The sequence below is a fragment of the Cytobacillus sp. FSL R7-0696 genome (assembly GCF_038006865.1).
Lineage (GTDB): Bacteria > Bacillota > Bacilli > Bacillales > Cytobacillaceae > Cytobacillus > Cytobacillus kochii.
In genome coordinates this window covers 3,046,362-3,072,364 of the sequence record NZ_JBBOWA010000001.1, presented here as the reverse complement: position 1 = coordinate 3,072,364, position 26,003 = coordinate 3,046,362, and the positions used below count along the sequence as shown (strand labels likewise).

Annotated in this window: 21 protein-coding genes, 1 tRNA gene and 1 other annotated feature; of the genes, 1 reads left to right on the top strand and 21 read right to left on the bottom strand. The window is 37.6% G+C overall.

Going from position 1 to position 26,003, the window contains the following annotated elements; all coding sequences use genetic code 11:
* Positions 1–17: 17 nt before the first annotated feature.
* The gene (locus MKX29_RS15880; protein WP_095372377.1) at positions 18–851 is read right to left on the bottom strand and encodes a cytochrome C assembly family protein; all 834 of its coding nucleotides are present in this window, start codon (positions 849–851) and stop codon (positions 18–20) included.
* Positions 852–866: 15 nt separating this feature from the next.
* Positions 867–2,207 carry a glutamyl-tRNA reductase gene (gene hemA / locus MKX29_RS15875; RefSeq protein WP_224935828.1) on the bottom strand — a complete coding sequence of 447 codons (1,341 nt, stop codon included), beginning with the start codon at positions 2,205–2,207 and terminating at the stop codon, positions 867–869.
* 238 nt (positions 2,208–2,445) lie between these two features.
* On the opposite strand from hemA, the gene MKX29_RS15870 reads away from it, so the two are divergent.
* Positions 2,446–2,928, top strand: coding sequence for a LiaI-LiaF-like domain-containing protein (locus MKX29_RS15870; protein WP_341106503.1), 483 nt, complete (start codon positions 2,446–2,448; stop codon positions 2,926–2,928).
* 81 nt (positions 2,929–3,009) lie between these two features.
* Here the strand turns inward: MKX29_RS15870 and MKX29_RS15865 are convergent, their stop codons facing one another.
* The 19 genes from MKX29_RS15865 to MKX29_RS15775 all read right to left on the bottom strand — a co-directional run bounded on the left by MKX29_RS15865 (position 3,010) and on the right by MKX29_RS15775 (position 25,940).
* Positions 3,010–3,747 (bottom strand): amino acid ABC transporter ATP-binding protein, encoded by a 738-nt coding sequence (locus tag MKX29_RS15865; protein WP_281202221.1) that lies wholly within the window; start codon positions 3,745–3,747, stop codon positions 3,010–3,012.
* A gap of 16 nt (positions 3,748–3,763) precedes the next feature.
* Complete coding sequence (locus MKX29_RS15860) at positions 3,764–4,414, bottom strand: amino acid ABC transporter permease (protein WP_224935826.1); 651 nt, start codon at positions 4,412–4,414, stop codon at positions 3,764–3,766.
* Between the two features lie 90 nt (positions 4,415–4,504).
* On the bottom strand, positions 4,505–5,287 hold the full coding sequence (locus MKX29_RS15855) for a transporter substrate-binding domain-containing protein (protein WP_224935825.1): 783 nt from the start codon (positions 5,285–5,287) through the stop codon (positions 4,505–4,507).
* Between the two features lie 456 nt (positions 5,288–5,743).
* Positions 5,744–6,325: a ribosome biogenesis GTP-binding protein YihA/YsxC gene (gene yihA / locus MKX29_RS15850; RefSeq protein WP_224935824.1), complete on the bottom strand. Its 582-nt coding sequence runs from the start codon at positions 6,323–6,325 to the stop codon at positions 5,744–5,746.
* Complete coding sequence (gene lon / locus MKX29_RS15845) at positions 6,322–8,649, bottom strand: endopeptidase La (RefSeq protein ID WP_341106496.1); 2,328 nt, start codon at positions 8,647–8,649, stop codon at positions 6,322–6,324. The genes yihA and lon overlap by 4 nt, the downstream gene beginning before the upstream one ends.
* Positions 8,650–8,899: 250 nt before the next feature.
* Positions 8,900–10,582 (bottom strand): ATP-dependent protease LonB, encoded by a 1,683-nt coding sequence (gene lonB / locus MKX29_RS15840; protein ID WP_341106494.1) that lies wholly within the window; start codon positions 10,580–10,582, stop codon positions 8,900–8,902.
* Positions 10,583–11,192: 610 nt separating this feature from the next.
* Positions 11,193–12,458, bottom strand: coding sequence for an ATP-dependent protease ATP-binding subunit ClpX (gene clpX, locus MKX29_RS15835; protein ID WP_224935821.1), 1,266 nt, complete (start codon positions 12,456–12,458; stop codon positions 11,193–11,195).
* Between the two features lie 448 nt (positions 12,459–12,906).
* On the bottom strand, positions 12,907–14,193 hold the full coding sequence (gene tig / locus MKX29_RS15830; RefSeq protein WP_224935820.1) for a trigger factor: 1,287 nt from the start codon (positions 14,191–14,193) through the stop codon (positions 12,907–12,909).
* Positions 14,194–14,351: 158 nt separating this feature from the next.
* The gene (locus MKX29_RS15825) at positions 14,352–15,368 is read right to left on the bottom strand and encodes a tetratricopeptide repeat protein (RefSeq protein ID WP_341106491.1); all 1,017 of its coding nucleotides are present in this window, start codon (positions 15,366–15,368) and stop codon (positions 14,352–14,354) included.
* Positions 15,369–15,527: 159 nt separating this feature from the next.
* Positions 15,528–16,112 (bottom strand): 3-isopropylmalate dehydratase small subunit, encoded by a 585-nt coding sequence (gene leuD, locus MKX29_RS15820; RefSeq protein WP_341106488.1) that lies wholly within the window; start codon positions 16,110–16,112, stop codon positions 15,528–15,530.
* 12 nt (positions 16,113–16,124) lie between these two features.
* On the bottom strand, positions 16,125–17,540 hold the full coding sequence (gene leuC / locus MKX29_RS15815) for a 3-isopropylmalate dehydratase large subunit (RefSeq protein WP_341106486.1): 1,416 nt from the start codon (positions 17,538–17,540) through the stop codon (positions 16,125–16,127).
* Between the two features lie 64 nt (positions 17,541–17,604).
* Complete coding sequence (leuB, locus tag MKX29_RS15810; RefSeq protein WP_224935816.1) at positions 17,605–18,717, bottom strand: 3-isopropylmalate dehydrogenase; 1,113 nt, start codon at positions 18,715–18,717, stop codon at positions 17,605–17,607.
* Positions 18,718–18,744: 27 nt separating this feature from the next.
* Positions 18,745–20,286 (bottom strand): 2-isopropylmalate synthase, encoded by a 1,542-nt coding sequence (locus MKX29_RS15805; RefSeq protein ID WP_224935815.1) that lies wholly within the window; start codon positions 20,284–20,286, stop codon positions 18,745–18,747.
* A complete protein-coding gene (gene ilvC, locus MKX29_RS15800) occupies positions 20,273–21,295 on the bottom strand; it encodes a ketol-acid reductoisomerase (protein WP_095372361.1) in 1,023 nt (340 codons plus the stop codon). Before ilvC ends, MKX29_RS15805 begins: the two co-directional genes overlap by 14 nt.
* Before the next feature lie 32 nt (positions 21,296–21,327).
* Positions 21,328–21,846, bottom strand: coding sequence for an acetolactate synthase small subunit (gene ilvN, locus MKX29_RS15795; RefSeq protein ID WP_341106482.1), 519 nt, complete (start codon positions 21,844–21,846; stop codon positions 21,328–21,330).
* The gene (gene ilvB / locus MKX29_RS15790; RefSeq protein ID WP_224935814.1) at positions 21,843–23,564 is read right to left on the bottom strand and encodes an acetolactate synthase large subunit; all 1,722 of its coding nucleotides are present in this window, start codon (positions 23,562–23,564) and stop codon (positions 21,843–21,845) included. Before ilvB ends, ilvN begins: the two co-directional genes overlap by 4 nt.
* Positions 23,565–23,638: 74 nt before the next feature.
* Positions 23,639–23,899, bottom strand: a binding site (T-box leader).
* A 735-nt stretch (positions 23,900–24,634) separates the two neighbouring features.
* A tRNA-Arg gene (locus MKX29_RS15785) sits at positions 24,635–24,711 on the bottom strand.
* A 109-nt stretch (positions 24,712–24,820) separates the two neighbouring features.
* Complete coding sequence (locus tag MKX29_RS15780; RefSeq protein WP_341106478.1) at positions 24,821–25,333, bottom strand: metallophosphoesterase; 513 nt, start codon at positions 25,331–25,333, stop codon at positions 24,821–24,823.
* Positions 25,334–25,346: 13 nt separating this feature from the next.
* Positions 25,347–25,940 carry an XTP/dITP diphosphatase gene (locus MKX29_RS15775; protein WP_251162605.1) on the bottom strand — a complete coding sequence of 198 codons (594 nt, stop codon included), beginning with the start codon at positions 25,938–25,940 and terminating at the stop codon, positions 25,347–25,349.
* Positions 25,941–26,003 lie beyond the last annotated feature (63 nt).

Genomic DNA, 26,003 nt, shown 5'->3' with positions numbered 1-26,003 from the left:
AAAACATATTCCTTTTCTTATTCATACCAGAAATGGAAAGACGATAACCTTCCAAATAAGAAAAAATTAATTAATACAACAAGGAAAGCAGCCACATTCCAAGTAGCAAGTGATTTACCACTCATTCCTCTGCCAACCTTTAAATATAAGTAAATACTATACAAAATGAGTACCAATAAGGAACCAAGCACTTTTGAATCCAACCATACCATATTTGGTAATTTCATATAAGCCCATTGTATCCCTAATATTAAACTAATCACTAACATAGGCACCCCTATACTAGCAAATAGATAAGACATTTTTTCTAGTTGTGATAAATTCGCAATTCGAATAAGCCTTGAACCCCACTTTTTCCTCTTCAACAAATCATATTGAATCAAATATAAAAGAGCAAATACAAATGACAATGAAAAAGCACCATATGAGAGAATCGCACCAATAATATGAAAAAAGAGGAGCTCAGACATCAATTGATTCGCCAGCACATCTGATTCAATCTCAATAGGCGCAAATGTATGTAAAGCCATAATAAAAAAACCAAGTACATTTGTGAAGAAAACGATAAAATCAACTTTCATAATGCGATTAATAATTAAAGAAAATGTAATAAGTACCCATGCGTAGAAGTATAAACCTTCAAATATCGTTAACACAGGGAACCTACCCGTATTCCACATATAGAGTAATAAGAATACCGTCTGTAATCCCCATACAAATGCAAGTAACCAGAAGGCGACACGATTGGCCTTCCGGTTACTTGCTAAAAAGTCAATAAAGTAGAGAAGTACACTCGCTGCATAAAGAACGACAGTAAATTCATGCAGGCGTGCCATATAGATATCAAACATGGACAGTACCCCTTTTTATGATTGAAAGGATGTCTGTTGCACCTTTACACGATCTGATTTTGGTTGTTCTTGTTTTTCGATTTGCTGGACAACAAGATCTTCTATATTAAATATTTTCACGAACAATTCTAATGCTTTATCAGCATTTTTATGTCCTGCCAATTCTTTTGCCTGTAATACAGGATCTTTCAACATTTGGTTCACAATACTCTTCGTGTGCTTGCTAACCACTTTTCTTTCACGTTCTGTTAGGTTAGGAAGCTTTCTTTCCAAACTTTTCATTGTGTCAGCCTGAATAGCAAGAGCTTTCTCTCTTAAAGCAGAGATGACAGGTACAACCCCTAGAAGTTTAAGCCATTGCTTAAATTCAACGATTTCACTTTCGATTAATAATTGAATTTTCGCCGCTGCTTTTTTACGTTCTTGCAAATTCGCTTCAACAATACCTTCTAGATCATCAATATCATATAAGAAAACGCTATCTAAATCAGCGAGTGCTGGATCTAAATCACGTGGAACAGCAATATCGACCATAAATAATGGCTTACCTTTCCGCAATCTTTCTACATCTGCCATCATCTCTTTTGTAATCATATAACTGTTTGCACCTGTAGAAGAGATCACGATATCGGCTTCCACTAATGCACATTGTAATTCTTGCATTAATTTCGCTTGCCCTTCATAGCGGTGTGCTAAATTTTTCGCTTTCTCAAAAGTACGATTAATAACCGTAACATTCGCACCATTTGCATGAAGATGTTGTATCGCTAATTCGCCCATTTTACCTGCTCCAAGAATAAGTACTTGCTTATTCGTAATAAGACCGAATATTTTCTTAGCAAGCTCAACTGCAGCATAACTGACAGATACAGCATTTGCACCAATATCTGTTTCGGAATGTGCTTTTTTAGCAAATGTAATGGACTGCTTAAATAATTGGTTGAATATTGTTCCAGTTGTATGTTCAACTTGCGCTTGCAAAAAGCTAGAGCGAACTTGGCCCAAAATTTGAGTTTCTCCTAGAACCATTGAGTTTAATCCACTACCGACTTTAAATAAATGCTCTATCGCACCATCATGTTCATAAATAAAAAGAAAGGGCGAAAATTCATTTTGATCTATTTGAAACCAATCGGCTAAAAATTCTTTAATATAATATCTCCCTGTATGCAGTTGATCGACAACCGCATAGATTTCGGTCCGATTACATGTGGATAGAATTACATTTTCCAAGATGCTTTTCTTTTGTTGCAATGCTTGCATTGCTTCACCCAATTGAGAAGGATCGAATGTTAATCTTTCTCTAATTTCCACAGGGGCTGTTTTATAATTTAGACCAACGACCACGATATGCATTTTTAGTAGACCCCCCAAAAAAATTGCATAAATACATACATATATTATAACATTATCTTTACAAGCTTTTTCGAAAAAATGTGAACAGAGTATGAACACATATGATATGATATTTGAGTAGTAAATGATTACTTTAGAACTATTATAATTTGATATTTATTATCATAAACACTCCACTATGTACAATACCAAAAAACTGCCTAATATTCAAGTGTACCTAACTGAAAGTGGTGAATAAATGAAAAGTCAACGACTATTTGCCGGTATTATATTAATAGGCTACGGCTGTTTCTTTCTCATTCAGCAATTACAGGTTGAGAGTTTACAATCGTTATTGACCTGGCCAGTATTACTAGCTATTACAGGTTTGGCCTTTTTAATCCAAGCATATAGCGGTAAAGAATATAATGCTATATTTCCCGGTGTGATTCTCTTTGGGTTTGGTTTACATTTCATCATTGTTGATCGTTTAAGCATATGGCCTAATCATATTGGTGCCTTTGTCCTTATTATTGCCCTTGCCTTTTTATTATATTACTTAAAAACAGGCAATGGCCTCTTGCAAGGGTTTCTTATGTTAGTATTAGCCATTACTTTATTATTTTATGAAAAAATTTTGCAATATGCAGGTAGCTACGGTGAAATCGTTTCATACATAACGAAATTCTGGCCTGCTATTTTTATTATCATTGGCCTCTTTTTCCTTATTAAAAGAAAATAATCTATTAGAAACTTCCATTGAAAAAACGAACATATCTGCAAAGAAAATGTTCGTTTTTTTCGTTTTAGTAATTAACTCTTTTTAAAGAACAGAATCTAGGAAGCTTTTCGTTCTTTCTTCCTTTGGATGATTAAATAACTCTTCAGGATGACCGACTTCAACGATTTTACCATCATGCATATACACTGCCCAATCTGCCACTTCCCGCGCAAATCCCATTTCATGCGTGACGACAATCATCGTCATTCCTTCTTCAGCAAGTTCTTTCATTGTTGCTAACACTTCACCAACTAATTCTGGGTCTAGTGCAGAAGTTGGTTCATCAAACAGCATTACATCCGGCTTCATCGCTAATGCCCTTGCAATGGCAACACGCTGTTTTTGACCACCTGATAGTTTAGATGGGTAAACATCTTTCTTATCCGATAAGCCAACTTTATCTAAGAGTACTAACGCTTGTTCCTCTGCATCCTTTTTCGATAATTTTTTCACTTGCATCGGTGCTTCCATTATATTTTGTATGACTGTTTTATGAGGGAAGAGATGAAAGTGCTGAAACACCATTCCAACTCTCTGTCTAATTTCATTTAAGTCATGAGAGTCTTTTTCTATTACTTCACCCTCTAATGTAATTGTTCCACTATCTTTTAATTCTAGAAAGTTAAGACATCTTAGCAATGTGCTTTTACCAGAACCACTGGCACCTATTAGACAAACAACATCGCTTTCTTTTACTGTAAAATCAATATCTTTTAATACATGAAGATCACCAAAAGACTTATTTAATTTCTCTATACTAATCATAACTGATTCACTCATCTATATTCATCCCTTTCTATCGCTCACTATTAGACATTTTCTTCTCAACAAGGTTCACAATCACTGTAAATAGAAGAACAAGCACTAAATAATAGACGGCAACAATCAATAAGTAAGTCATATAATCATAATTGATTGATCCTTGTGTTGTGGCAATATTAAAGAGCTCATAGACACCTACAAACGAAGCTAGTGAAGAATCCTTTAACGCAATAATAAATTGATTCCCGAGTGGTGGCAAAGCGCGTCTGCTTGCTTGTGGTAAAATAATTCTTCTCATTGTTAAGCCTGCACTCATCCCTAGGGAACGACCTGCCTCCATTTGACCACTTTCAATAGATTGAATGGCTCCTCTGAAAATCTCTGCAATATAGGCACCATTATGGAAGGCTAAACCTAAAACAACGGACCAAAAACCGGAAATATTTAATGAAGTTAAACCGAAATAAAAGATAAAGATTTGCACAACGAGAGGTGTTCCTCTGACTAAGAAGATATAGAGGTCCGCAATCCACTCTAATACTTTCACTTTAGATATCTTTAACATAGCAAAAAAGAGACCGATAAAAATAGCAATAAAAATTGAGACTATTGTTAATTGAAAAGTTAGGAGCATTCCCTCAAAAAACATTGGGAAGGTGTCAACAAACGTTGTTAGTATGTCCATATTTCCTCCTTAAGGTAAAATGTATTTTCTCTTTAGATACAAGAGGCGAATGCATACGCAATAAACGGAGATGCATTCGCCAACAGAAAATTATTCTTCTGATTCTACAGTAATATCTTCGCCGATATATTCCTTGCTAATTTCAGTCAAGGTTCCATCTTCATGAAGCTTCTCTAATGCATCGTTAATTTTTTCAAGTAGCTCTTCATTGTCTTTGGCTACAGCAATCGCTTGCTCACTTTTTTCTAAAAGCTGTTTTCCCTCAATATTCATACCCGCACCGATCGCTTCTTTACCTGTAACAAAATCGGTAATTACAGCATCATGCTTCCCATTAGATAAAGCCTCGAGTGCTACGACATCGCTATCATAAAACTTAATATTATCAGTAACTTCTGATACTGTTTTTTGATACGTTGTTCCTTTAGCTACAGCTACTTCAAGACCTTCTAAATCTTCTAATGTTTCTACATCACTATCCGGTCTCACATAAATTTGTGGGCCTGAATAATAGTAAGGAATCGAGAAATCAACAGCTTGTAATCTTTCTTCTGTTATTGTATGACTAGCAACAGCCGCATCAAAACGTCCTGATTTTACACCTTCAACAATTCCACCGAATTTAAATTTTTGCTGCACTGGTTCTAGTCCTAGCTCTTTTGCAACTGCTTCTGCTACTTCAATGTCGAAACCTGTCATTGAACCATCATCTTGCGTTACACTAAATGGATTAAATTCTCCCGATGAAGCATAAGTGAATTTCCCTTCCTCTGCTAAATCCATTCCTCCACTACTCGCTTCTTCATTTGAGCCACATGCAGCTAATACAGCTACAGATGCAGCAACAATCATTCCCTTAAGTATCTTTTTCACTAGTAAAATATCCCCCTTGTATGTTCTTTTTTCATATACGCTATCAACCTTACCACTCTTACAAATTATTCTCAAAATTCATATTTTATGATATTTTAAGATATAAAACTGTAAGAAAGTCTCACACATCCCTCTTATACTCTATCCTCCTTATTAAACATGTATCCTCCTATATCATCTCTATTACTAAGTATAGCGGGAGAAGGGCTCACTTGATTCAAGTGAAATTATGTAAACCGAAATTTACGTACATAGTCTAATTTCCCTAAATTCAGAAAAATAAACGTAAACTTCAAAAAAATGATTAACTTTTCACTTATTTTGATAACCATTGAATACTACCAAGATGAAAGATATAGCAAATGAAATCATTAACAAAAAAAAGGCGAACAAATCCGGCTTCATCCGGTTTGTTCGCCTTTTTAAATGTTTGTTTGATATTAACCTTGAACCCGGTTACATCAATCCTTTCATAGCGGCCCATGCTTCTTCTTTCCCTTTTCCTGTTTCTGAAGAGAACAAGATAAGGGAGTCACTAGGGTCAACATCAAGGGTTTCTCTCGTCACTTTAATATGTTTCTGCCATTTCGATTTTGGTACTTTATCAGCTTTTGTGGCAATAATGATACAAGGAATCTCATAATGTTTAAGGAATTCATACATCATAACATCATCTTTAGTAGGCTGATGTCTTAAATCCACAATCAGAACAACCGCTCGTAATTGTTCTCGAGAAGTGAGGTATGTCTCAATCATTTTCCCCCATGCTTCTCTTTCTTTTTTTGACACTTTTGCATAGCCATATCCTGGTACATCAACAAAATGTAAGATTTCATTAATAAGATAAAAGTTTAATGTTTGCGTTTTTCCTGGCTTAGAAGATATTCTTGCTAATCCTTTACGATTCAACATTTTATTAATAAAAGAAGATTTTCCTACATTCGATCGACCTGCTAATGCGAATTCTGGTAACTCTACATCTGGATATTGCTCAGGCTTTACGGCACTGATGACAATATCTGAACTTACAACCTTCATTGTTCCACCCCGTCTACTAACGCTGCTTTAAGCACTTCATCTACATGGGATACAAGCACAAATGAAAGTTCCTCACGAATCGATTCTGGAATATCATCTATATCCTTTTCATTATCTTTTGGTAAGATAATTTTCGTTAATCCCGCCCGATGAGCACTTAGTGATTTCTCCTTTAATCCACCGATAGGTAAGACACGACCACGCAACGTTACTTCACCTGTCATTCCTACTTCTCTTCTAATTGGTACACCGGTTAATGCTGAAACAAGTGCAGTAGTCATTGTGATTCCTGCAGATGGACCATCTTTAGGAACAGCCCCTTCTGGAACGTGAATATGAATATCGAATTTCTCATGAAAGTTCTCATCAATCCCTAATTCCTTCGCATTTGAACGCACATAACTAAAAGCTGCTTGAGCGGATTCTTTCATCACTTCACCAAGTTTACCAGTTAAGACTAACTTGCCTTTACCTTTTGATAAAGAGACTTCGATTTGAAGTGTATCTCCGCCTACAGTTGTATAAGCAAGTCCTGTAGCGATACCGACTTGATCCTCTAATTCAGCTTGGCCGTATCTAAAACGTTTCTTACCTAAGAAATCTTCAAGTGATTTCGCCGTAACTACTACTCTTTTCTTCGTCTCTGATACAATAATTTTTGCCGTTTTTCTACAAATACTAGCCAGTTGACGTTCTAAACTCCTAACACCAGCTTCTCTAGTATAATAACGAACAACAGCTTGAACAGCATCATCTCTCACTTGCAATTGAGATTTCGAAAGACCATGCTCTTTAATTTGTTTTGGCAAAAGATGGTCCTTGGCAATATGAAGCTTCTCATGTTCTGTATAACCAGCAATTGAAATGACTTCCATGCGATCTAATAATGGTCCTGGAATTGTACTTAAATTGTTAGCCGTAGCAATGAACATAACTTTCGATAAATCATATGTCTCTTCAATATAGTGATCACTGAAGTTATGATTTTGCTCAGGATCTAATACTTCAAGCATTGCTGATGAAGGGTCTCCACGAAAATCATTAGACATTTTATCAATCTCATCTAATAAAAATACTGGATTGACTGTTCCTGCTTTTTTCATCCCCTGGATCACTCTACCAGGCATTGCGCCAACATATGTTCTTCGATGACCGCGAATTTCTGATTCATCACGGACACCACCTAAAGATACCCGGACAAAATTTCGGTTGAGTGAGGAGGCGATTGATTTCGCGAGACTTGTTTTCCCTACACCCGGAGGTCCAACGAGACAGAGGATAGGGCCTTTTAAAGAGTTCGTTAACTGTTGAACCGCCAAATACTCAAGCACTCTCTCTTTTACTTTCTCTAAACCATAATGATCTCGATCAAGGATTTTCTCTGCTTTGTTGATGTTTAAATCATCGACCGTTTCTTTAGACCAAGGTATAGCTAATAGCCAATCGATATAATTACGAATAACAGAGCTCTCTGCCGAACTAGAAGGAACCTTTTCGTAACGATTTAACTCTTTTAATGCAGTATTTTCTACATTACTAGGCATATTTGCTTCTGTGATTTTCGCTTTTAAATCTGCAATTTCTCCTGTTTTACCTTCTTTATCACCTAATTCGGTTTGAATGGCTTTCATCTGTTCGCGCAAATAATATTCTTTCTGCGTTCTTTCCATCGATTTCTTTACTCGATTACCGATTTTCTTTTCTAAATTAAGCACTTCTTTTTCGTTATGAATAATGCTGATCACACGATTCAAACGATCTTTTATATTAATCGTCTCCAAGATTTCCTGTTTCTCTTTAAGTTTTAAAGGAAGATGAGAAGCAATAATATCAGCTAAACGACCGGGTTCTTCAATATCTGTAACAGATGTAAATGTTTCTGTTGATATTTTTTTAGATACTTTTATGTATTGTTCAAAATGACTTAAAAGAGTACGCATTAATGCTTGGTCTTCTACATCGCGAGATTCAGACTCTTCGAATGCTTCAACTTTTACTGAAAAATAGTCTTCATCATCTAAAACCTCTGCTATTTTTGCACGTTTAAGTCCTTCTACTAGTACACGAATCGTACCATTGGGCAATTTGAGCATCTGTTTTACCCGAGTAAGAGTACCTAAATGATATAAATCATTGCTGTCAGGCTCATCTATAGAAATGTCCTTTTGTGTTGTTAAAAAGATTAAATGGTCATCTACCATTGCTTTTTCAAGTGCTTGTACTGATTTATCACGACCTACATCTAAGTGCAGGACCATTGTAGGATAAACGAGCAAACCTCGAAGCGGCAGGAGGGGGACGATGATCTCTTTCTTATTCGTCATATACTTGCACCTCCAAAATGCATATGTATCAAGATTTCAATTCATTTTCTTTGTACAATTTTATCTTATTTACTTCACAGTGTCGACTTTTTTAATCTAGTTCGTTTGCGAAAAGAGTTAAAAAGTACAACCGTTTTGTTTGTTTTCTTCATTTCTAGCTTGACAATTACTTATTTCATTCCCTATTTATAGGACTTTAAAACGAAGGGAATGAAAAACTCCGGCAGTTGTTGCCGAAGTTATTAGTACCTCACATACTTTCCTTTTTAGCAAGATCAATCGCTGACGCATCTAGTGGTGAAATTAACGGCTTTTCATGTTGATATTCTTTGTGAAGGGCGAACTCGAACACCTCATTCAACGTTTTAACGGTAACAATTTGAATTCCTTCCACCTCATTTAATATCGATTGCATATTCTCTTCAGGGATAATAACCGTCTTTGCACCAGCTTTTTTAGCAGCTTTTACTTTTGGATATACTCCGCCAATAGGCTTAACAGCACCATGAATACTAATTTCTCCTGTCATTGCCACTGTATTGTCTATTGGATGTTTATAAATAGCTGAATAAATACCTGTAGCCATTGCAATCCCAGCAGATGGTCCATCAATCGGCACACCACCAGGGAAGTTCACATGAATATCATAATCATCTGCAGGTACACCCATTGAGCGAAGAACTGTAATCACATTCTCAATTGAGCCACGTGCCATACTCTTTCTTCGAATCGATTTTCCTTGTCCGCCAATACTTTCTTCTTCTACAATTCCTGTAATATTAATTGATCCTTTTTCTTTAGCAGGAATCACAGTAACTTCAATCTCTAATAAAGCACCGGAATTAGGTCCATGAACAGCCAAGCCATTAACTAAACCAACCTTTGCTGTTTCTCCGATTTTTCTTTCCATTCTCGGCACTAACTGACTTGATTGGATAACCCACTCCACATCTTCGTCCTTAATATAATCGCGCTCTTCTTGTATTGCAAGACTCGCCGTCGTTTGTACTAAGTTGACTGATTCACGGCCGTTTCTTGCATAAGATGCTAATGTTTGTAAAGCTTGTTCACTTATTCTTAAGTTCACTTTATCGGCTGCCTTTTTAGCAACTTCTGCGATTTCTTCTTCGGTTAATTCCCGGAAAAACACTTCCATACAACGTGAACGAATAGCTGGAGGCAATTCATTAGGTGTTCTTGTTGTCGCACCCACTAACCGAAAATCTGCCGGTAAACCATTTTTAAAGATATCATGTATATGAGAAGGAATTTGCATATTTTCTTCATTATAATAAGCGCTTTCAAGGTATACTTTGCGATCTTCTAACACTTTTAACAACTTATTCATTTGAATAGAATGTAACTCCCCAATTTCATCTATAAACAAGACCCCACCATGGGCATTTGTGACTGCTCCTTGTTTTGGTTGTGGGATTCCTGCCTGCCCCATTGCTCCTGCCCCTTGATAAATCGGATCATGTACAGATCCAATAAGTGGATCAGCAATCCCTCTTTCATCAAAGCGAGCGGTTGTCGCATCTAGTTCAATAAAGACTGAGGATGGTTTAAATGGTGATTTTTGATTTTTCTTTGCTTCTTCTAATACTAATCTGGCTGCAGCTGTTTTACCTACTCCAGGAGGCCCATAAATAATGACATGCTGAGGATTTGGGCCACAAAGTGCCGCTTTAAGTGATTTTATGCCATCTTCTTGACCTACAATATCATCAAAGGTCGTTGGCCTAACTTTCTCTGACAGAGGTTCTGACAGCTTTATTGACCTCATCTTCTTTAATTGATCCATTTCTTTACGAGACTCTCTATCAATAGAGACTTTTTGTGTACGTTGGTTTTTAAGTAAGTTCCAAAAATAGAGCCCAATAACAATCCCAAAAAATAGCTGTACAAACAATGCAATTCCCGTCCAACTCATCCTATTCCCTCCTGAACATTTTCTTGCTGTTAATGGATAGTATCTCCTGCGCAAAGTTGGAATAAACAAGAATTTTAAATTCAATGAGAGGAAGCTTATGGTTGTTTTAGCATTTATTATAGTTTAGTAAAAAAGGAAATCAATGAAATAAATTTTGCCTTTTGTTTAGCTGTAATTGTGATACATAAGAAAGTGGTATATTCTTTTCATCTACTGTTTAACCTCTAGTAATAAACCTCGATCGTACTGTAATTAACAAGTTTTACTATTTTTTACGGATTTATTATTTTACGTTAAAAGAACCCACAGCTTACCTTGACTATAAGGTCTTTTTCGAGTGAGTTGGTTTTGTTCAGCCATCTTTGTGGTTTTCACGTTGGATGTACGAGCTAATTGACTTTGTCTGCTATCTTTGACATTTCCACTCTACATGCACGAGCTAATCGACTTTCCTCTGCTATCTTTGCGATTTCCACTCTACAATTACGAGCAACTACCGTTTACTCCGTAGATGGGGCGAAATTACTTATCTTTTTTCTCTATCGTCCTTCACCCTTTTTGTTGGAGGTAATAGAAAAGGAACTAAACCGAAGTTTAGTTCCTTTCAAACTTATGCAGACGTTTTTCTTTCTTCTTTCACAATAGTACCGTCTTCAAGTAATAGCTTTGGTGAACCATTCTCAAGGACCGTATCTTTTGTAATGATACATTTTTTAATATCTTCACGAGAAGGTAAATCAAACATGACATCAAGCATGATTCCTTCAATAATTGAACGTAATCCACGGGCACCTGTTTTTCTTTCAATTGCCTTCTTAGCAATTTCGATTAGTGCTTCATCCTCGAATTCTAACTCAACATCATCTAATTCAAGCATTTTTTGGAATTGTTTTACTAAAGCATTTTTCGGCTTAGTTAAAATTTCAATTAATGCTTCTTCATCTAATGGTGTTAAGCTTGCAATAACCGGTAGACGACCAATAAATTCAGGAATTAAACCGAAACGCAATAAGTCCTCTGGTAAAACTTTAGATAGCAACTCATTTTGTTCAAGTTCTTTCTGCTTATTATCCGAACCGAAACCGATCACTTTTTGACCTAAACGGCGTTTAATGATTTGTTCGATCCCATCGAAGGCACCACCGCAAATAAATAAGATGTTCGTCGTATCAATTTGAATAAATTCTTGATGCGGATGTTTTCTTCCACCTTGTGGAGGTACGCTGGCAACAGTGCCTTCAAGAATTTTCAATAATGCTTGTTGCACACCTTCACCAGATACATCTCTTGTAATCGACGGATTTTCTGACTTACGTGCCACTTTATCAATCTCATCAATATAAATAATGCCTTTTTCAGCCTTCTCCACGTCATAGTCAGCAGATTGGATAAGCTTTAGGAGAATATTCTCAACATCTTCACCAACATAACCTGCTTCTGTTAATGAAGTCGCATCTGCAATTGCGAATGGTACATTTAGAATTCTTGCTAAAGTTTGAGCTAGTAAAGTTTTACCACTTCCTGTTGGCCCAATCATTGCAATATTACTTTTTGCCAGTTCTACATCATCTACTTTACTGTTCGAATTAATTCGTTTGTAATGATTGTAAACTGCTACAGCTAGGTTTTTCTTTGCTTGGTCTTGACCAATTACATATTCATCGAGAATGTCGCGAATCTCGGACGGCTTTGGCACATCCTTAAATTCAACTTCTTCCTCTGTTCCAAGTTCTTCTTCCACAATCTCGGTGCATAATTCAATACATTCGTCACAAATGTAAACACCAGGACCAGCTACTAGCTTACGAACTTGATCTTGTGTTTTCCCACAGAAGGAACACTTTAATTGACCTTTTTCATCATTAAATTTAAACAAATCCTTCACCCCTTGATCAAACTTCTAAGCGATATATCTTCTGCGAACTTTTGTTTATCATTAGCTAAATATTTGAGCCAATTCACTCGCCAGTTCTTATTAAAAACGCTTGATAAAAACTAACCTTTAAGTTATGTATTGCATTGTAACACACTTCAGCAAAAGACAGGAAATAATAACACTTACCTCTAAGTTATGTACGTAATACGTTATTCATGATTCGCAGAAGGAAATCACTCAATAAAACTTGTACTTCCATAAGCATGTCCATTTTTATGCCCATCCATAAGTGGAATTTTTTTCAGGCAGTTATGTATGTGATAAGGTATCCTGCTTTTGCCGTACTGCTATTATGTATTATCTAAAATTGTAGAAAACAAGGCACGATGTGATCGCGCCTTGTTATGTTTAAGTTCCGGGTTGCTACCGTTACTTTGTTATATTCATTTTAAACAGTTTTACTATTTTCTACAAGTAAATCGATTGCTTTTTTCGCTTTAATATCAGATTGTAAACCATCAAGGCTACCACCAAGCGCCATTTGAATATTTTCAGCTGTCATATTATACATTTCAGCCATTTTATTTACTTCTTCGTTTATTTCATCTTCAGAAACTTCGATGTTTTCTGCAGCAGCAATTGCTTCAAGAGTTAAGTTAATACGCACGCGCTTCTCTGCGTCAACTTTCATTTGCTCACGTAATGCAGACTCATCTTGTCCAGAGAATTGATAATAAAGCTCAAGGTTCATACCTTGCATTTGTATACGTTGTTCGAATTCTTGCATCATGCGATCTAATTCAGTATCAACCATTGCAGCTGGAATATCAATTGTCGTGTTTTCTGCTGCTTTTTCTACTACAGTATCACGCACATGGTGCTCTGCTTCATGGTTTTTACTATCAACTAGTTGTTTCTTCGTTTTTTCTTTTAATGCATCTAATGTTTCAACTTCTTCATCTACATCTTTAGCGAATTCATCATCTAATGCAGGAAGTTCTTTTGTTTTGATTTCATGTACAGTCGTTTTGAATACTGCTTTTTTACCCGCAAGCTCAGCAGCGTGATATTCTTCTGGGAACGTAACATTTACTTCTTTAGATTCTCCAGCAGAAACACCAATTAATTCTTCTTCAAAACCTGGAATGAATTGTCCAGAACCAAGTTCTAATGAGAAGTTATCACCTTTTCCACCTTCGAATGCTTCTCCATCAACGAAACCTTCAAAGTCGATAACAACTGTATCACCTTGTTCTGCTGTACCTTCTTCTTTAACAACAAGCTCAGCTTGTTTTTCTTGTAGGCCTTTTAATTCGTTTTCTACATCTTCATCCGTTACTTCTGTATCGAATTTTTCTACTTCAAGGCCTTTATATTCGCCAAGTTCTACTTCAGGTTTTACAGTTACTTTCGCAGTGAAAATAAGCGCTTTACCTTTTTCAATTTGTTCTACATCGATTTCAGGACGATCAACTGGCTCAATGCCTGTTTCATCAATTGCATTTGCATACGCTTCTGGCAAAAGAAAATCAACTGCATCTTGGTATAAAGACTCAACACCAAAGCGTTTTTCAAATAGGCTGCGAGGCATTTTACCTTTTCTGAAGCCAGGAACATTTACTTGTTTAACTACTTTTTTAAATGCAGCGTCTAAACCTTCGTTTAACTTCTCTGCATCTACTTCAATTGTAAGAACCCCTTGGTTCCCTTCTAACTTTTCAAATTTAGCAGACATACTATTATTTCCCTCCAAAATCTATGATCATTTCATTCACAGCAAATAGAATGAATATGTCTAATCGATTATTCATTTATATAAGGTGAATCAGCTTTCTATCCACATAATACAACCATTATATTATAACATAACGTCTCTAGCTTTCAACAATGAGACTATATTTTAGGATAAGAAAATTCTTCTATTGCTTCAATATAAGTAATAGCTGCATGATAATCCTCTTCTTCGACACAATATTTCTCAAGCATCTCATCCACAGCAAGGTCCATTCCTAAGTAATCAATTGCAAGAGTATGATAAGCTGCAGACCATGTTTCAATCGAAAATGGTTCTAATTCTATCGGATACATGAGAAATAAATGACGGTTCACAAGAGATGCAGCATGTTCAAGTAAAATGGGGTCATCTTGCTCCATTTTCTCTTCTAACACTTTGAGCATTTCAACCCTTTGTTGGAAATGCTCAAAGTCCGGCAAATGTGCAGGAACGAAACTTTTTATATTACCCATTTTTTCAACAATAACTTCCTTATTATATAGATACTGTTTTAACACATCGAGAAGTAATGTCTTAAAGAAGGGATGTCCCTCCTCAGATCGTAAATAGAAAAGGATTTCTTTTACATTGTGCACAATATTCTTTTCTGCCAATTCTTTAGCGAGCATCATCTGTTCTTGTTGATCTTTTATTTCAAAAAGCTGTAGGTGAGTTTCCGAGTCGTCCTCTACCTCACTGGACTTTATATCTGCTTCAGCCATTCTACGGCTGAATTCTAACAACCGACTAAAATGTTCAAATTTTTCATGAGGTACTTTGTTCTCTTCAAATAAGTATTCAATAGTGGTCACAATTTCATCGTAGCGATGTAATTGTACTAATATCATCAAATACATATCTACCACTTGAAGGTAGTCACCTATCCCATTATGGAGCATGTATTCCGCTTGTTTTTGCGCATGTTGTAATTGACCTGATTCAAAAAAGGCAAGCACAAGACCTGTTTGAATATCTTCATCCTTATCATTTAGCTCTGAAGCTTCTGTTAAGAATTCTACTGCCTCTTGAAACTCCCTACGGTGTAGAGCCTCTAACCCTTTCTCTAATAAACGCCTATCTAAAAAGGGAAAGGGAATCACTTTATTTTTTTTGTCATCACGATTATGTTTTGTCATTTTGCCTACGTCCCTTTAATTCCTTATTTAGAGGTAAGTGTAGCATGAAAAGAGAAAAATGCAAAAGGATTGTGCCATTGAGAGGTTTAGCGGAAAAACTTCATGAAAAAATGAGCCCTATATACGATGCATACGGGCTCACAAGTAATGATTCATTTCTTATCTTAATGCTTGTTCATATGCAGTGATGTGATCAGCTAATTGCAAGGTAATTTCAATCTCATCCCACCCATTCATTAGCATCGTTTTCCAATAAGCATCAATTTCAAATGATACTTGGAACCCTGTTTCATCACCAATTGTTTGCTTCTCTAGATTCACTTCTAATTGATAAGGCTGTTGTTTGCCTTTTTCAAGTAATTGCACAATTTGCTCCTTTGGTAACGCAATCGGTAACACACCATTTTTCAAGCAATTCTGATGAAAAATATCTGCGAAGGATGGTGCTAATATCACTTTGAACCCATAATCTAGGAGGGCCCACGGAGCATGCTCCCTAGACGACCCACATCCGAAGTTCTCATTTGCAATTAAAATCGATGCATGTTGATTTTTATCTTGATTCAGTTCAAATGTTGGGTTTAAACTACCATCTGCCATATAACGCCAGTCATAGAACAAATATTGACCAAAGCCCGTTTTTTCAATTCGTTTTAGAAATTGCTTAGGAATAATCTGATCTGTATCTACATTGGCACGGTCAAATGCAATCGCTTTTTCCTTTAAAGTTTTAAATCCAGTCATCTACTCCGCTCCCTATCTTACTGGTTGTCTTTCAACCATTTTTCTAACATCGACAAAATGACCATGAATAGCTGCTGCTGCAGCCATAATTGGACTGACTAAATGAGTTCTCGCTCCAGATCCTTGCCGACCCTCAAAATTCCGATTAGATGTGGAAGCACAATGTTCACCGCTAGGGACAATATCATTATTCATACTCAAACACATACTGCAACCCGAATCTCTCCATTCAAACCCAGCTTCTCTAAAAATTTCATCTAGACCTTCTTCTTCTGCAAGCGACTTGACCGTTTGTGAACCTGGCACAACTAGTGCTCGCACATCAGGATGAACTTTATTGCCTTTGATTACAGAAGCAGCCTCACGTAGATCTTCTAGTCGTGAATTGGTACAAGAACCGATAAATACATGTTGAATATGAATATCTTCTATTTTCTGTCCTTCCTCTAGTCCCATGTATTTAAGAGCACTCTCAAGTGATTTCTTTTCCACAGCTGTTTCATAATCACTTGATGTAGGAATTGAATCAGTAACTTTAGAGGTCATCGCTGGGTTTGTCCCCCAGCTAACCATTGGGGCAATATTGGCTGCATCAATAGTAATCACACGATCATAAGTTGCATCTTCATCCGACACTAATGATTGCCATTTTGTCACTAGCTGTTCAAAGGCTTCCCCTGTTGGGACATACTTACGTCCTCTTAAGTAAGAAAATGTTGTTTCATCAGGGTTCACTAATCCAGCCCTCGCGCCACCTTCTATCGACATATTACAAATCGTCATCCGCTCTTCCATAGACATATGATCAATTACTTCTCCCGTATATTCAATGACATGTCCTGTTCCAAAATCAAACCCATATTGAGAAAGAACATATAGGATAACATCTTTTGCTGATACACCTTGTTGCCTTTTGCCATTGATTTCGATTTTTAGCGTTTTCGGTTTTTGGCGCCAGATGGTTTGTGTGGCTAACACATGCTCCACCTCACTTGTACCGATACCGAATGCAATTGAGCCGAATGCACCGTGTGTGGATGTATGACTATCGCCACATACAATTGTCATCCCTGGTTGCGTTAGGCCTAATTCCGGACCAATGACATGAACAATTCCTTGGTCTGGATGATCAATTCCTGCTAGTCGTATTTGGAACTCTTCACAGTTTTTTTCTAGTGTTGTCATCTGGTTTAATGCAATCTTATCATTAATGACTTTACGATTATCTGTTGGGATATTATGATCCATCGTAGCGAAGGTTTTATCTGGTCTTCTAACCGTTCTTCCTTTCATTCTTAAGCCAGAAAATGCTTGCGGCGATGTTACTTCATGCACTAAATGCAGATCAATGTACAATAAGTCCGGCTTTCCCTCTTCTTGATGAACAATATGTTGTTCCCATATTTTCTCTATAATTGATTGCCCCATTAATATTCACACCTTTCTAAAAGAAACACGGACCCACAATAGGGCCGTGTCCCTTCTCCATTATTTAAGCGTACGCACCCATAATATGCATAATGGCTTCATTATCAAGTAGCATCGCTTTTACTTCCGCAATCATTTCTGTTGTCGATGTCACTTGTTGGCCGAATTCCGCAATATCACTCGTTCTAAAGCCTGCATCTAACACTTGTTTTACAGCACGTTCTACTTCATTCGCTTCTGTTTCTAACCCGAACGATTCACGAAGCATCATCGCAGCAGATAAAATCATTGCTAACGGATTGGCCACGTTTTTGCCAGCGATATCAGGTGCCGAACCATGAATCGGTTCAAATAAATATGGACCCTTCTCAGATAAACTAGCAGATGGTAGCATACCTAATGAACCGGTTAAAACGGAAGCCTCATCACTTAAAATGTCACCAAACATATTCTCGGTTACGACAACATCAAACTGTTTAGGATTTGTCACCATCTGCATCGCCGCATTGTCAACTAACATATGCTCAAGATACACATGCGGATAATCTTTTGCCACTTCCTCTGCCGTTTCCCTCCACATCCTACTTGATTCAAGCACGTTTGCTTTATCAATAGATGTGACTTTTTTTCTTCTCTTATCTGCTAAAACAAACGCTTTTTCGATTACACGCTTCATTTCTGCTTTTTTATAAAATAGTGTATCGACTACCGCAGACTCCCCGTTAGCATCCATGCGTTCACTCGGTTGACCAAAATATAATCCGCCAGTTAATTCGCGTACCATCAATAAGTCTACACCTTGGATCACTTCATCTTTTAGAGGAGAAGATTGCGCCAAACTTTCAAAATAAGTTGTTGGACGAAGATTGGCATAGAGATTAAGCTCTTTACGGATTTGTAATAACCCTCTCTCCGGACGGATCTCAGGATTTACTTGGTCCCATTTAGGACCACCCACTGCTCCTAAAAGAATCGCATCGCTTTCTTTGCATAGTTGAATGGTTTCTTCCGGAAGTGGTTTGCCTTTTTCATCAATCGCATGGCCGCCAATCATACCATAAGAAAATTCAAATTGGTGATTATAGCGCTCTCCGACTGCTTGGAGAATTTCAACTGCTCCCTTTGCAACTTCTTTCCCGATCCCGTCTCCTGGTAGTACAGCGATACGTTTTTTCATCTTTTATCCCTCCGATTAAAATGTATGTTAACTATTCTGCATAGCTGGTTCCGTTTTTTCCTTCATATATATAACTCGGTTAACTGCATTTAAATAAGCTTTTGCTGATGCTTCGAGCACATCTTGAGCGAGCCCTCGACCGCTCGTTTCTACCCCTTGGTAAGCTAACTTAACGAACACTTGCGCAAGTGCATCTCTACCGGCACCAACTGATTGAATGCGATAATCGAGTAAACTAATCTCACCATTCACACTTGCTTCTAATGTGTTATACAGTGCCTCAATACTACCTGCACCCGTACCCGCTTCCTGGATCACTTGATTATCGCTACCGGATAATGTAACCGTTGCTGTCGGCACTTGATTCGTACCGTACTGAATTTGAATTTGAATTAATTCATAGAATCGTTGTTCCTTCGACAATTTTTCTTCTAGCACAAGGGCGACTAAGTCTTCATCTGTCATCTCTTTTTTGCGATCGGCTAAATCTTTGAATACGGTAAATAGTGGTTTGATATCTTCGTCTGCCACATCTAATCCTAATTCGTCTAAACGATTTTTAAATGCATGTCGTCCTGAATGTTTACCAAGAACAAGAGAGTTAGATTGCACACCGACTAATTGCGGTGAAATAATTTCATAAGTGGTTACTTCTTTTAATACGCCATCTTGATGAATACCAGATTCATGAGCATAAGCGTTTGCTCCAATAATGGCTTTATTTGCTGGGACAGGCATTCCGGAAAGTTTGCTTACAAGGCTACTTGTTCGGCTAATCTCCCCTAGGTTTAACGTTGTTTGGGCATTATAGAAATCTTTTCTAATGTGAAGGGCGACAGCTATTTCCTCAAGCGCTGCATTGCCCGCTCGCTCACCAATTCCGTTAATCGTTCCCTCTATTTGTGTCGCACCATTTTCGATCGCAGCTAAAGAATTCGCTGTCGCCATCCCTAGATCATCATGGCAATGAGCTGATAATGCTACTTTATCAATAGACGGGACATTATTTTTTAAATATTTAAAAATCTCTCCATATTCCTTCGGTGTTGCATATCCGACTGTGTCCGGAATGTTAATCACCCTTGCTCCTGCTTGGATGACTTTCTCCACGATTTCTGCCAAGAAGGGCAATTCTGTCCTTGAAGCATCCTCTGCTGACCATTGGACAATGGAGAAGCGTTCCGCCGCATACTTAACGGTGTTAACTGCCGTTTCCACTACTTGCTCTTTTGTCATTTTAAGTTTGTAATCACGATGGATAGGACTAGTTGCCAAGAAGGTATGGAGCCTTGGTTCGGCTCCTCCCTTCAATGAGTCCCATGCTGCATCTATATCCGATAAAACCGCTCTCGCTAAACCTGTTACAGAAGCGTTCTTCACTGTTTCTGCAATAGATTTTACCGATCCAAAATCTCCTTTAGACGCGGCTGGAAAACCTGCTTCGATGATGTTTACATTCAGTCTTTCTAGCTGTCTAGCAATCTCTAATTTCTCAGAGAAGTTCAAGTTGACTCCTGCTGACTGTTCTCCATCTCTAAGCGTTGTATCGAATATATTAATTTGTTGCACTGCTCACCACTTCTTTCTTTTTATTGTTTTGGACGAATGGCATCATTTTGCGAAGCTCTCTACCAACTCTTTCAATTTCATGTTCACTTTCTTTTGCATTAATAGCTGTAAACACTGGACGATTCACCTGGTTTTCCATAATCCAACCTTTAGCAAATTTACCTTCTTGAATATCTTTTAATACTTCTTTCATTTCTGCTTTTACCCGTTCATCTACAACCCGTGGGCCACTGACGAAATCTCCCCATTGTGCTGTATCTGAAATAGAATATCTCATTCCTTCTAATCCACCTTCATACATAAGGTCAACAATTAATTTGAGTTCATGGAGACATTCAAAGTAGGCGAGTTCCGGCTGATAACCTGCTTCCGTTAACGTTTCAAATCCTGCTTTAACAAGAGAAGTCAGTCCGCCACATAATACTGCCTGTTCTCCGAATAAATCTGTTTCTGTCTCTTCTTTAAATGTCGTTTCTAAGCCCCCGGCTCTTAGTGCACCAATTGCTCTTGCATAAGCTAGTGCTAATTCTCTTGCTTCACCCGATACATCTTGGTGAACAGCGAATAACGCTGGTACACCCGCTCCCTCTTCATATGTTCTTCTTACTAAATGACCTGGTCCTTTTGGTGCGACTAATAAAACATCACTTTCTTTCGGTGGAACGATTTGATTAAAATGGATATTAAATCCGTGAGCAAACATCAATGCTTGATTGGTTAAATTTGGTTCAATTTCTTCTTTATATACTTTCGTTTGCAATTCATCTGGTAATAAAATCATTACGATATCTGCTTTAGCAGTCGCTTCTCCTACTGAGTAAACTTGAAAGCCATCTTCAACTGCTGTCTGCCATGATTTTCCCTGCCTTAAGCCGATTACTACCTCTACACCACTATCTCTCATATTTTGCGCATGCGCATGACCTTGTGATCCGTATCCAATTACTGCTACTGTTTTCCCGTTTAAGTAGTTCTCATTTGCATCTCCGTTATAGTACATTTTAGCCATTATTCATTCTCCTCTTTTCATCATTTATTTTTTTATACAATTGAAAAATTATGTTTTTGTTGCGACTGTCTTTGTGTCCCTCTTGGGAATGCTGTTGTACCCGTTCTAGCAATCTCTTTAATACCATAAGGCTTAATTAACTCTAGGAAAGCTTCGATTTTTTCAGATTCTCCTGTGATTTGGATGACTAAACTATCTTTGCTTACGTCAATGACAGAAGCTCTGAAAGGTTCAATTAAAGAATAAATCTCATTTCTTGAGTGCGGATTAGACTGTACCTTTATCAAAGCTAGTTCTCTAGCAACCACTGCTTGATTTGTAATATCCGTCACTTTCAGTATGTCTATCTGTTTATTGAGCTGGTTCGTAATTTGCTCACTTTGTTGATCGGACTCTACATAAATTACACATGTGATTCTTGACATCCCCTCCTGTTCAGATAAACCCACTGAAATACTTTCGATATTATAATTACGTTTAGAAAATAAATTAGTAATTCGATTAAGTACACCAGGTTTATTTAAAACAAGGAGCGATATGATTCTCTTCATTCTTTCACACCTACCATCTCATGAATCCCTTTACCCGGAGCGATCATTGGAAAGACATTTTCGTCAGCATCGACACGGAAATCTAGCAATACAGGCTCTCTTGTGTGTAATACTTCAGCTAACACTCTCTCTGCTTCTTCTTCTGTCGTTATGGTATAACCTTTAATATCGTAAGCTTCAGCTAGCTTCACAAAATCAGGTTGAACCGGAATCTTGCTATGTGAAAAACGTGATTCATAGAAAAACTCCTGCCATTGTCTAACCATCCCTAAGGATTGATTATTGAATATTGCGATTTTTATCGGTAAGTTCATTTCTTGTATAACTGCTAATTCCTGTGTTGACATTTGAAAGCCTGCATCACCGACAATGGCAAGCACACAACTATCTGGATCAGCAATTTGAGCGCCAATACTAGAAGGTAAACCAAATCCCATCGTTCCAAGCCCACCAGATGTAACCCACCTATCCGCATGTTTAAAGCGATAGTATTGCGCAGCCCACATTTGGTGTTGACCGACATCTGTCGTTACAATCGCTTCGCCCTTCGTGTTTTCATACAAGAGCTCCATTACTCTTTGCGGCTTTAACTTTGGTGATGCTTTATCATAATGGAAAGGATGTGCAACACTCCACTGTTTTAATGTCTCCATCCATTCGCTATGAGCTGGTTCATTACATTCTTCTTGAAGAAGTGCGAGAAGCGCAGCCTTTGCGTCTGCTACAACCGGAATAACTGTCGGTACATTTTTACCAATTTCTGCAGGGTCAATATCGATATGAGCAACCTTAGCATTCGGAGCAAAGTGTTCCAAATTACCTGTTAAGCGGTCATCGAACCTTGCACCAATATTAATCAATAAGTCACATTGAGAAAGAGCCATATTTGCTGTGTAACAGCCGTGCATGCCAGCCATGCCTATGAATAATGGATGATCACTTGGAAAACCACCAAGACCAAGTAATGTATGGACAACTGGTATTTTTGTTTTTTCTACATACTGTAAGAGTTCGTTTGCCCCCTTCGAATGAAGAATGCCTGCCCCCGCTAAAATAACTGGTTTCTGTGCTGCTCCTATCGCATCTGAGAGCTTACGAATCTGAAGGCGATTAGGCTTTAATGTCGGTTGATAACCCGGTAACTCCATTTCTACTTCTTCGGGCCTTTCGGTAATCGTCGAAGCTATATCTTTAGGAATATCAATGAGCACTGGACCGGGTCTGCCTGTCTTTGCAATATAGAAGGCTTCTTTAATGACTCTTGGAATATCCTCCAATTGGCGAATTTGAAAATTATATTTTGTAATCGGTGTGGTAATTCCTAATATATCTGCTTCTTGGAAAGCATCTGAACCAATCACACTTGTTGCTACTTGACCTGTAAAAGCTACAATTGGTAATGAGTCCATCATCGCATCAGCCAAACCTGTTACGATATTCGTTGCTCCAGGCCCGGATGTTGCAATGACGACACCAGGCTTACCTGAAATTCTTGCGTAACCTTCTGCAGCATGTATGCCGCCTTGTTCATGTCTAGGGAGAACATGAAGGAATTTCGCATCATAAATCTTATCGTAAATCGGCAAAACCGCTCCGCCAGGGTAGCCAAAGACGACTTCTACATTTTCCCTTTCTAACGCATCCATTAATAAGTCTGCGCCTGTAATCGTCTCAAGCTTTGTTTTCACTTCTTCTGTTAAGGCAGCTTCCCGCACCATCGCTCTTTAACCTCCTTAATAAAATTAAATTAAATATAAAAAAGCCTCTCCATCCCTCATTGACCAATCATTGGTCAAGGGATGAAAAGGCTTTGATCACCATTCCACGGTACCACCCTTGTTCGCGTTTTAAATCTTCACGCGCACTCAGTAACAGCATAATAACTGCTAAGCTTAGATAACGGGTTCCTTCGACCCGGAAGACTCTACTTATCATTGTTCAAGTCTCCACTCCGAGGTGAGTTCATTTTAAGACTGGTTTACCGGTTTCCAGCTTGCCCGGCTCTCTGCAAAACCTACATCAAAAAACTACTTATCCTCATCAACGCTTTTAGTTTCTCACTTTAAACCACTAAAATTTCGTTTGTAAAAATAAAAGGAAAATAACGCTGCTTCCAATTTCATTTTCGATTTATTTTATTGTGCTTTGCTTTGTTGAGGACTATCTTACGCCCATTTTCAAAAGTCGTCAACACCTTTTTGGAAAATTATTTGATAATTTAGATTAGTCTGTTTTCATGTATCCGCTTACATCATTGATCTATTAACCTTTTAATTGGACAAAATTTTTTATTATTTTATTCATTCTGTGGCATGCGAGAATAGCAAGTAAAGTACTTTTAGGATGGGGGTATATGAACAGCTCATGAGCAAAAGAACGCGTCTAATTGAAGGCTATTACAAGATAAATCATGTGCGTTCATTTACGATAAATACTATACAAAGAAACTACAACCTTCAGATACCATTTCATGTTAATCCATTTTTTTAATATTTAATCACATACAAACGTGATAACTTCTACCATATACCGACTCATCGTTACATCATTCGATAAAAATCACCAGTATTTGAGTAGGTTTTTATTCACTGCATCCTATCACTATTATTCTAAGATAGTATTTTTATATTTATTTTTTTAGGTTTTTAATTGAGGATGGAAAACAACAAAGGAAGATTACTTATGGAGAAGTCTAATATGAAATCGACCTCTAGCTCAAATAAAAAAAGCGCTAATCCAAGTTTTCACCGGAATCAACGCTAGTGTTGGTAGATAAATATGTAGCTAATGGCGTCCCAGGAGAGATTCGAACTCCCGACCGACAGCTTAGAAGGCTGTTGCTCTATCCTGCTGAGCTACTGGGACTTAATATCAAGACAATATTTATTATACGCAGGATAAACTGAAGTGTCAATTAATTTTTAAATAAATTTATGATTGGAAGAGAACTGCTGTAAAAATAGCAGTTCTCTGGCTATGCACAGGAAAAGGATTGCTGCCATTCCTCGAGCTCGACACCGTCTCTTGTCCAAATGGAAACGACCACTTTTTCCGCTGTCCAATCTACCATCATATATGTTTTTTCTTTCGGATGCCTTGGAAGCGAGATACTATTTGGGTTAAGATAAAGGATTTGATCTACCATTTCAGCCCCCAATTGATGCGAATGACCAAAGCATACAATACGTGCAGCTACTTCTTTTGCTCTTAAGCTTAAACCTAATAAGGACGATTTTACGCCATATAGATGACCATGTGTAATCCATACTTTGCCGTTATCCGTTTCTATTAATTCTTCGTTTTTATAGCGAGCATCGGCATCGCAATTCCCTCTCACAGCGACATATCCAGTGATTTCAGCTCGGTCACTACTTAATTCAGAGTCACCACAATGAACCATATAATCGACCTCTTGACTGTGACGTGCTTTTAGTTCTTGTAGGATGTCACCATCACCGTGGCTGTCACTAACGATGAGTAACTTCATGTTATCCTCCTCCTTAAAGAATAGTTGGAAGATCTTTTTCTAATTGCTTTAATGCATGTCCTCTATGGCTAATGGCTGCTTTTTCATCTGATGTTAACTCTGCCATCGCCTTATTCTTTGCATTCGCCCAAAAGATGGGATCATAACCAAAGCCATTTGTTCCTTTTCGTGCATAAAGAATTTTACCTTCACATGTTCCCGAAACGGTGTATGTTTTCTTTCCAGGGATAGCTACCGCGAGTGCACAATAAAACCGAGCATCCCGCTTCTCTTCCGGTACATGCTTCATTTCTTCAAGTACTTTATCTATATTCGCTTCATCATTTTTATCTTCCCCTGCATAGCGAGCGGAAAATATTCCTGGGCGTCCTTCAAGTGCATCAATTGATAATCCGGAATCATCAGCAATCACCGGTCGATTCATTAAGCGGGAAATCTCTTCTGCTTTTAAAACGGCATTTGCTTCAAAAGTCGTACCCGTTTCTTCCACATCTGGCATATCAGGATAATCATGTAATGTTTTCACTTCATAACCGAGTGGTGCAAACATTTTTTTAAATTCCTCTGCTTTGCCTTTATTCTTTGTCGCAATAATAATCTCAGACATATAGCGTTTCCTTCCTTTTACGTTCGTCATAAAAAAATAAAGAGAAGAGGAGGCCCCTTTCCT

What these genes read in the sequence shown, in the direction of transcription:
- lonB (WP_341106494.1), bottom strand. Translation starts at nt 10,582, where the DNA reads ATGAGTTGGACGGGAATTGCATTGTTTGTACAGCTATTTTTTGGGATT.
- leuC (WP_341106486.1), bottom strand. Translation starts at nt 17,540, where the DNA reads ATGGGGCAATCAATTATAGAGAAAATATGGGAACAACATATTGTTCAT.
- tig (WP_224935820.1), bottom strand. Translation starts at nt 14,193, where the DNA reads ATGTCTGCTAAATTTGAAAAGTTAGAAGGGAACCAAGGGGTTCTTACA.
- leuD (WP_341106488.1), bottom strand. Translation starts at nt 16,112, where the DNA reads ATGACTGGATTTAAAACTTTAAAGGAAAAAGCGATTGCATTTGACCGT.
- MKX29_RS15860 (WP_224935826.1), bottom strand. Translation starts at nt 4,414, where the DNA reads ATGGACATACTAACAACGTTTGTTGACACCTTCCCAATGTTTTTTGAG.
- ilvC (WP_095372361.1), bottom strand. Translation starts at nt 21,295, where the DNA reads ATGGCTAAAATGTACTATAACGGAGATGCAAATGAGAACTACTTAAAC.
- MKX29_RS15825 (WP_341106491.1), bottom strand. Translation starts at nt 15,368, where the DNA reads ATGACAAAACATAATCGTGATGACAAAAAAAATAAAGTGATTCCCTTT.
- MKX29_RS15775 (WP_251162605.1), bottom strand. Translation starts at nt 25,940, where the DNA reads ATGTCTGAGATTATTATTGCGACAAAGAATAAAGGCAAAGCAGAGGAA.
- ilvN (WP_341106482.1), bottom strand. Translation starts at nt 21,846, where the DNA reads ATGAAGAGAATCATATCGCTCCTTGTTTTAAATAAACCTGGTGTACTT.
- MKX29_RS15870 (WP_341106503.1), top strand. Translation starts at nt 2,446, where the DNA reads ATGAAAAGTCAACGACTATTTGCCGGTATTATATTAATAGGCTACGGC.
- yihA (WP_224935824.1), bottom strand. Translation starts at nt 6,325, where the DNA reads ATGAAGGTTGTAAGTTCAGATATTGTCATCAGTGCCGTAAAGCCTGAG.
- MKX29_RS15880 (WP_095372377.1), bottom strand. Translation starts at nt 851, where the DNA reads ATGTTTGATATCTATATGGCACGCCTGCATGAATTTACTGTCGTTCTT.
- MKX29_RS15865 (WP_281202221.1), bottom strand. Translation starts at nt 3,747, where the DNA reads ATGAGTGAATCAGTTATGATTAGTATAGAGAAATTAAATAAGTCTTTT.
- ilvB (WP_224935814.1), bottom strand. Translation starts at nt 23,564, where the DNA reads ATGGTGCGGGAAGCTGCCTTAACAGAAGAAGTGAAAACAAAGCTTGAG.
- leuB (WP_224935816.1), bottom strand. Translation starts at nt 18,717, where the DNA reads ATGAAAAAACGTATCGCTGTACTACCAGGAGACGGGATCGGGAAAGAA.
- MKX29_RS15780 (WP_341106478.1), bottom strand. Translation starts at nt 25,333, where the DNA reads ATGAAGTTACTCATCGTTAGTGACAGCCACGGTGATGGTGACATCCTA.
- lon (WP_341106496.1), bottom strand. Translation starts at nt 8,649, where the DNA reads ATGACGAATAAGAAAGAGATCATCGTCCCCCTCCTGCCGCTTCGAGGT.
- hemA (WP_224935828.1), bottom strand. Translation starts at nt 2,207, where the DNA reads ATGCATATCGTGGTCGTTGGTCTAAATTATAAAACAGCCCCTGTGGAA.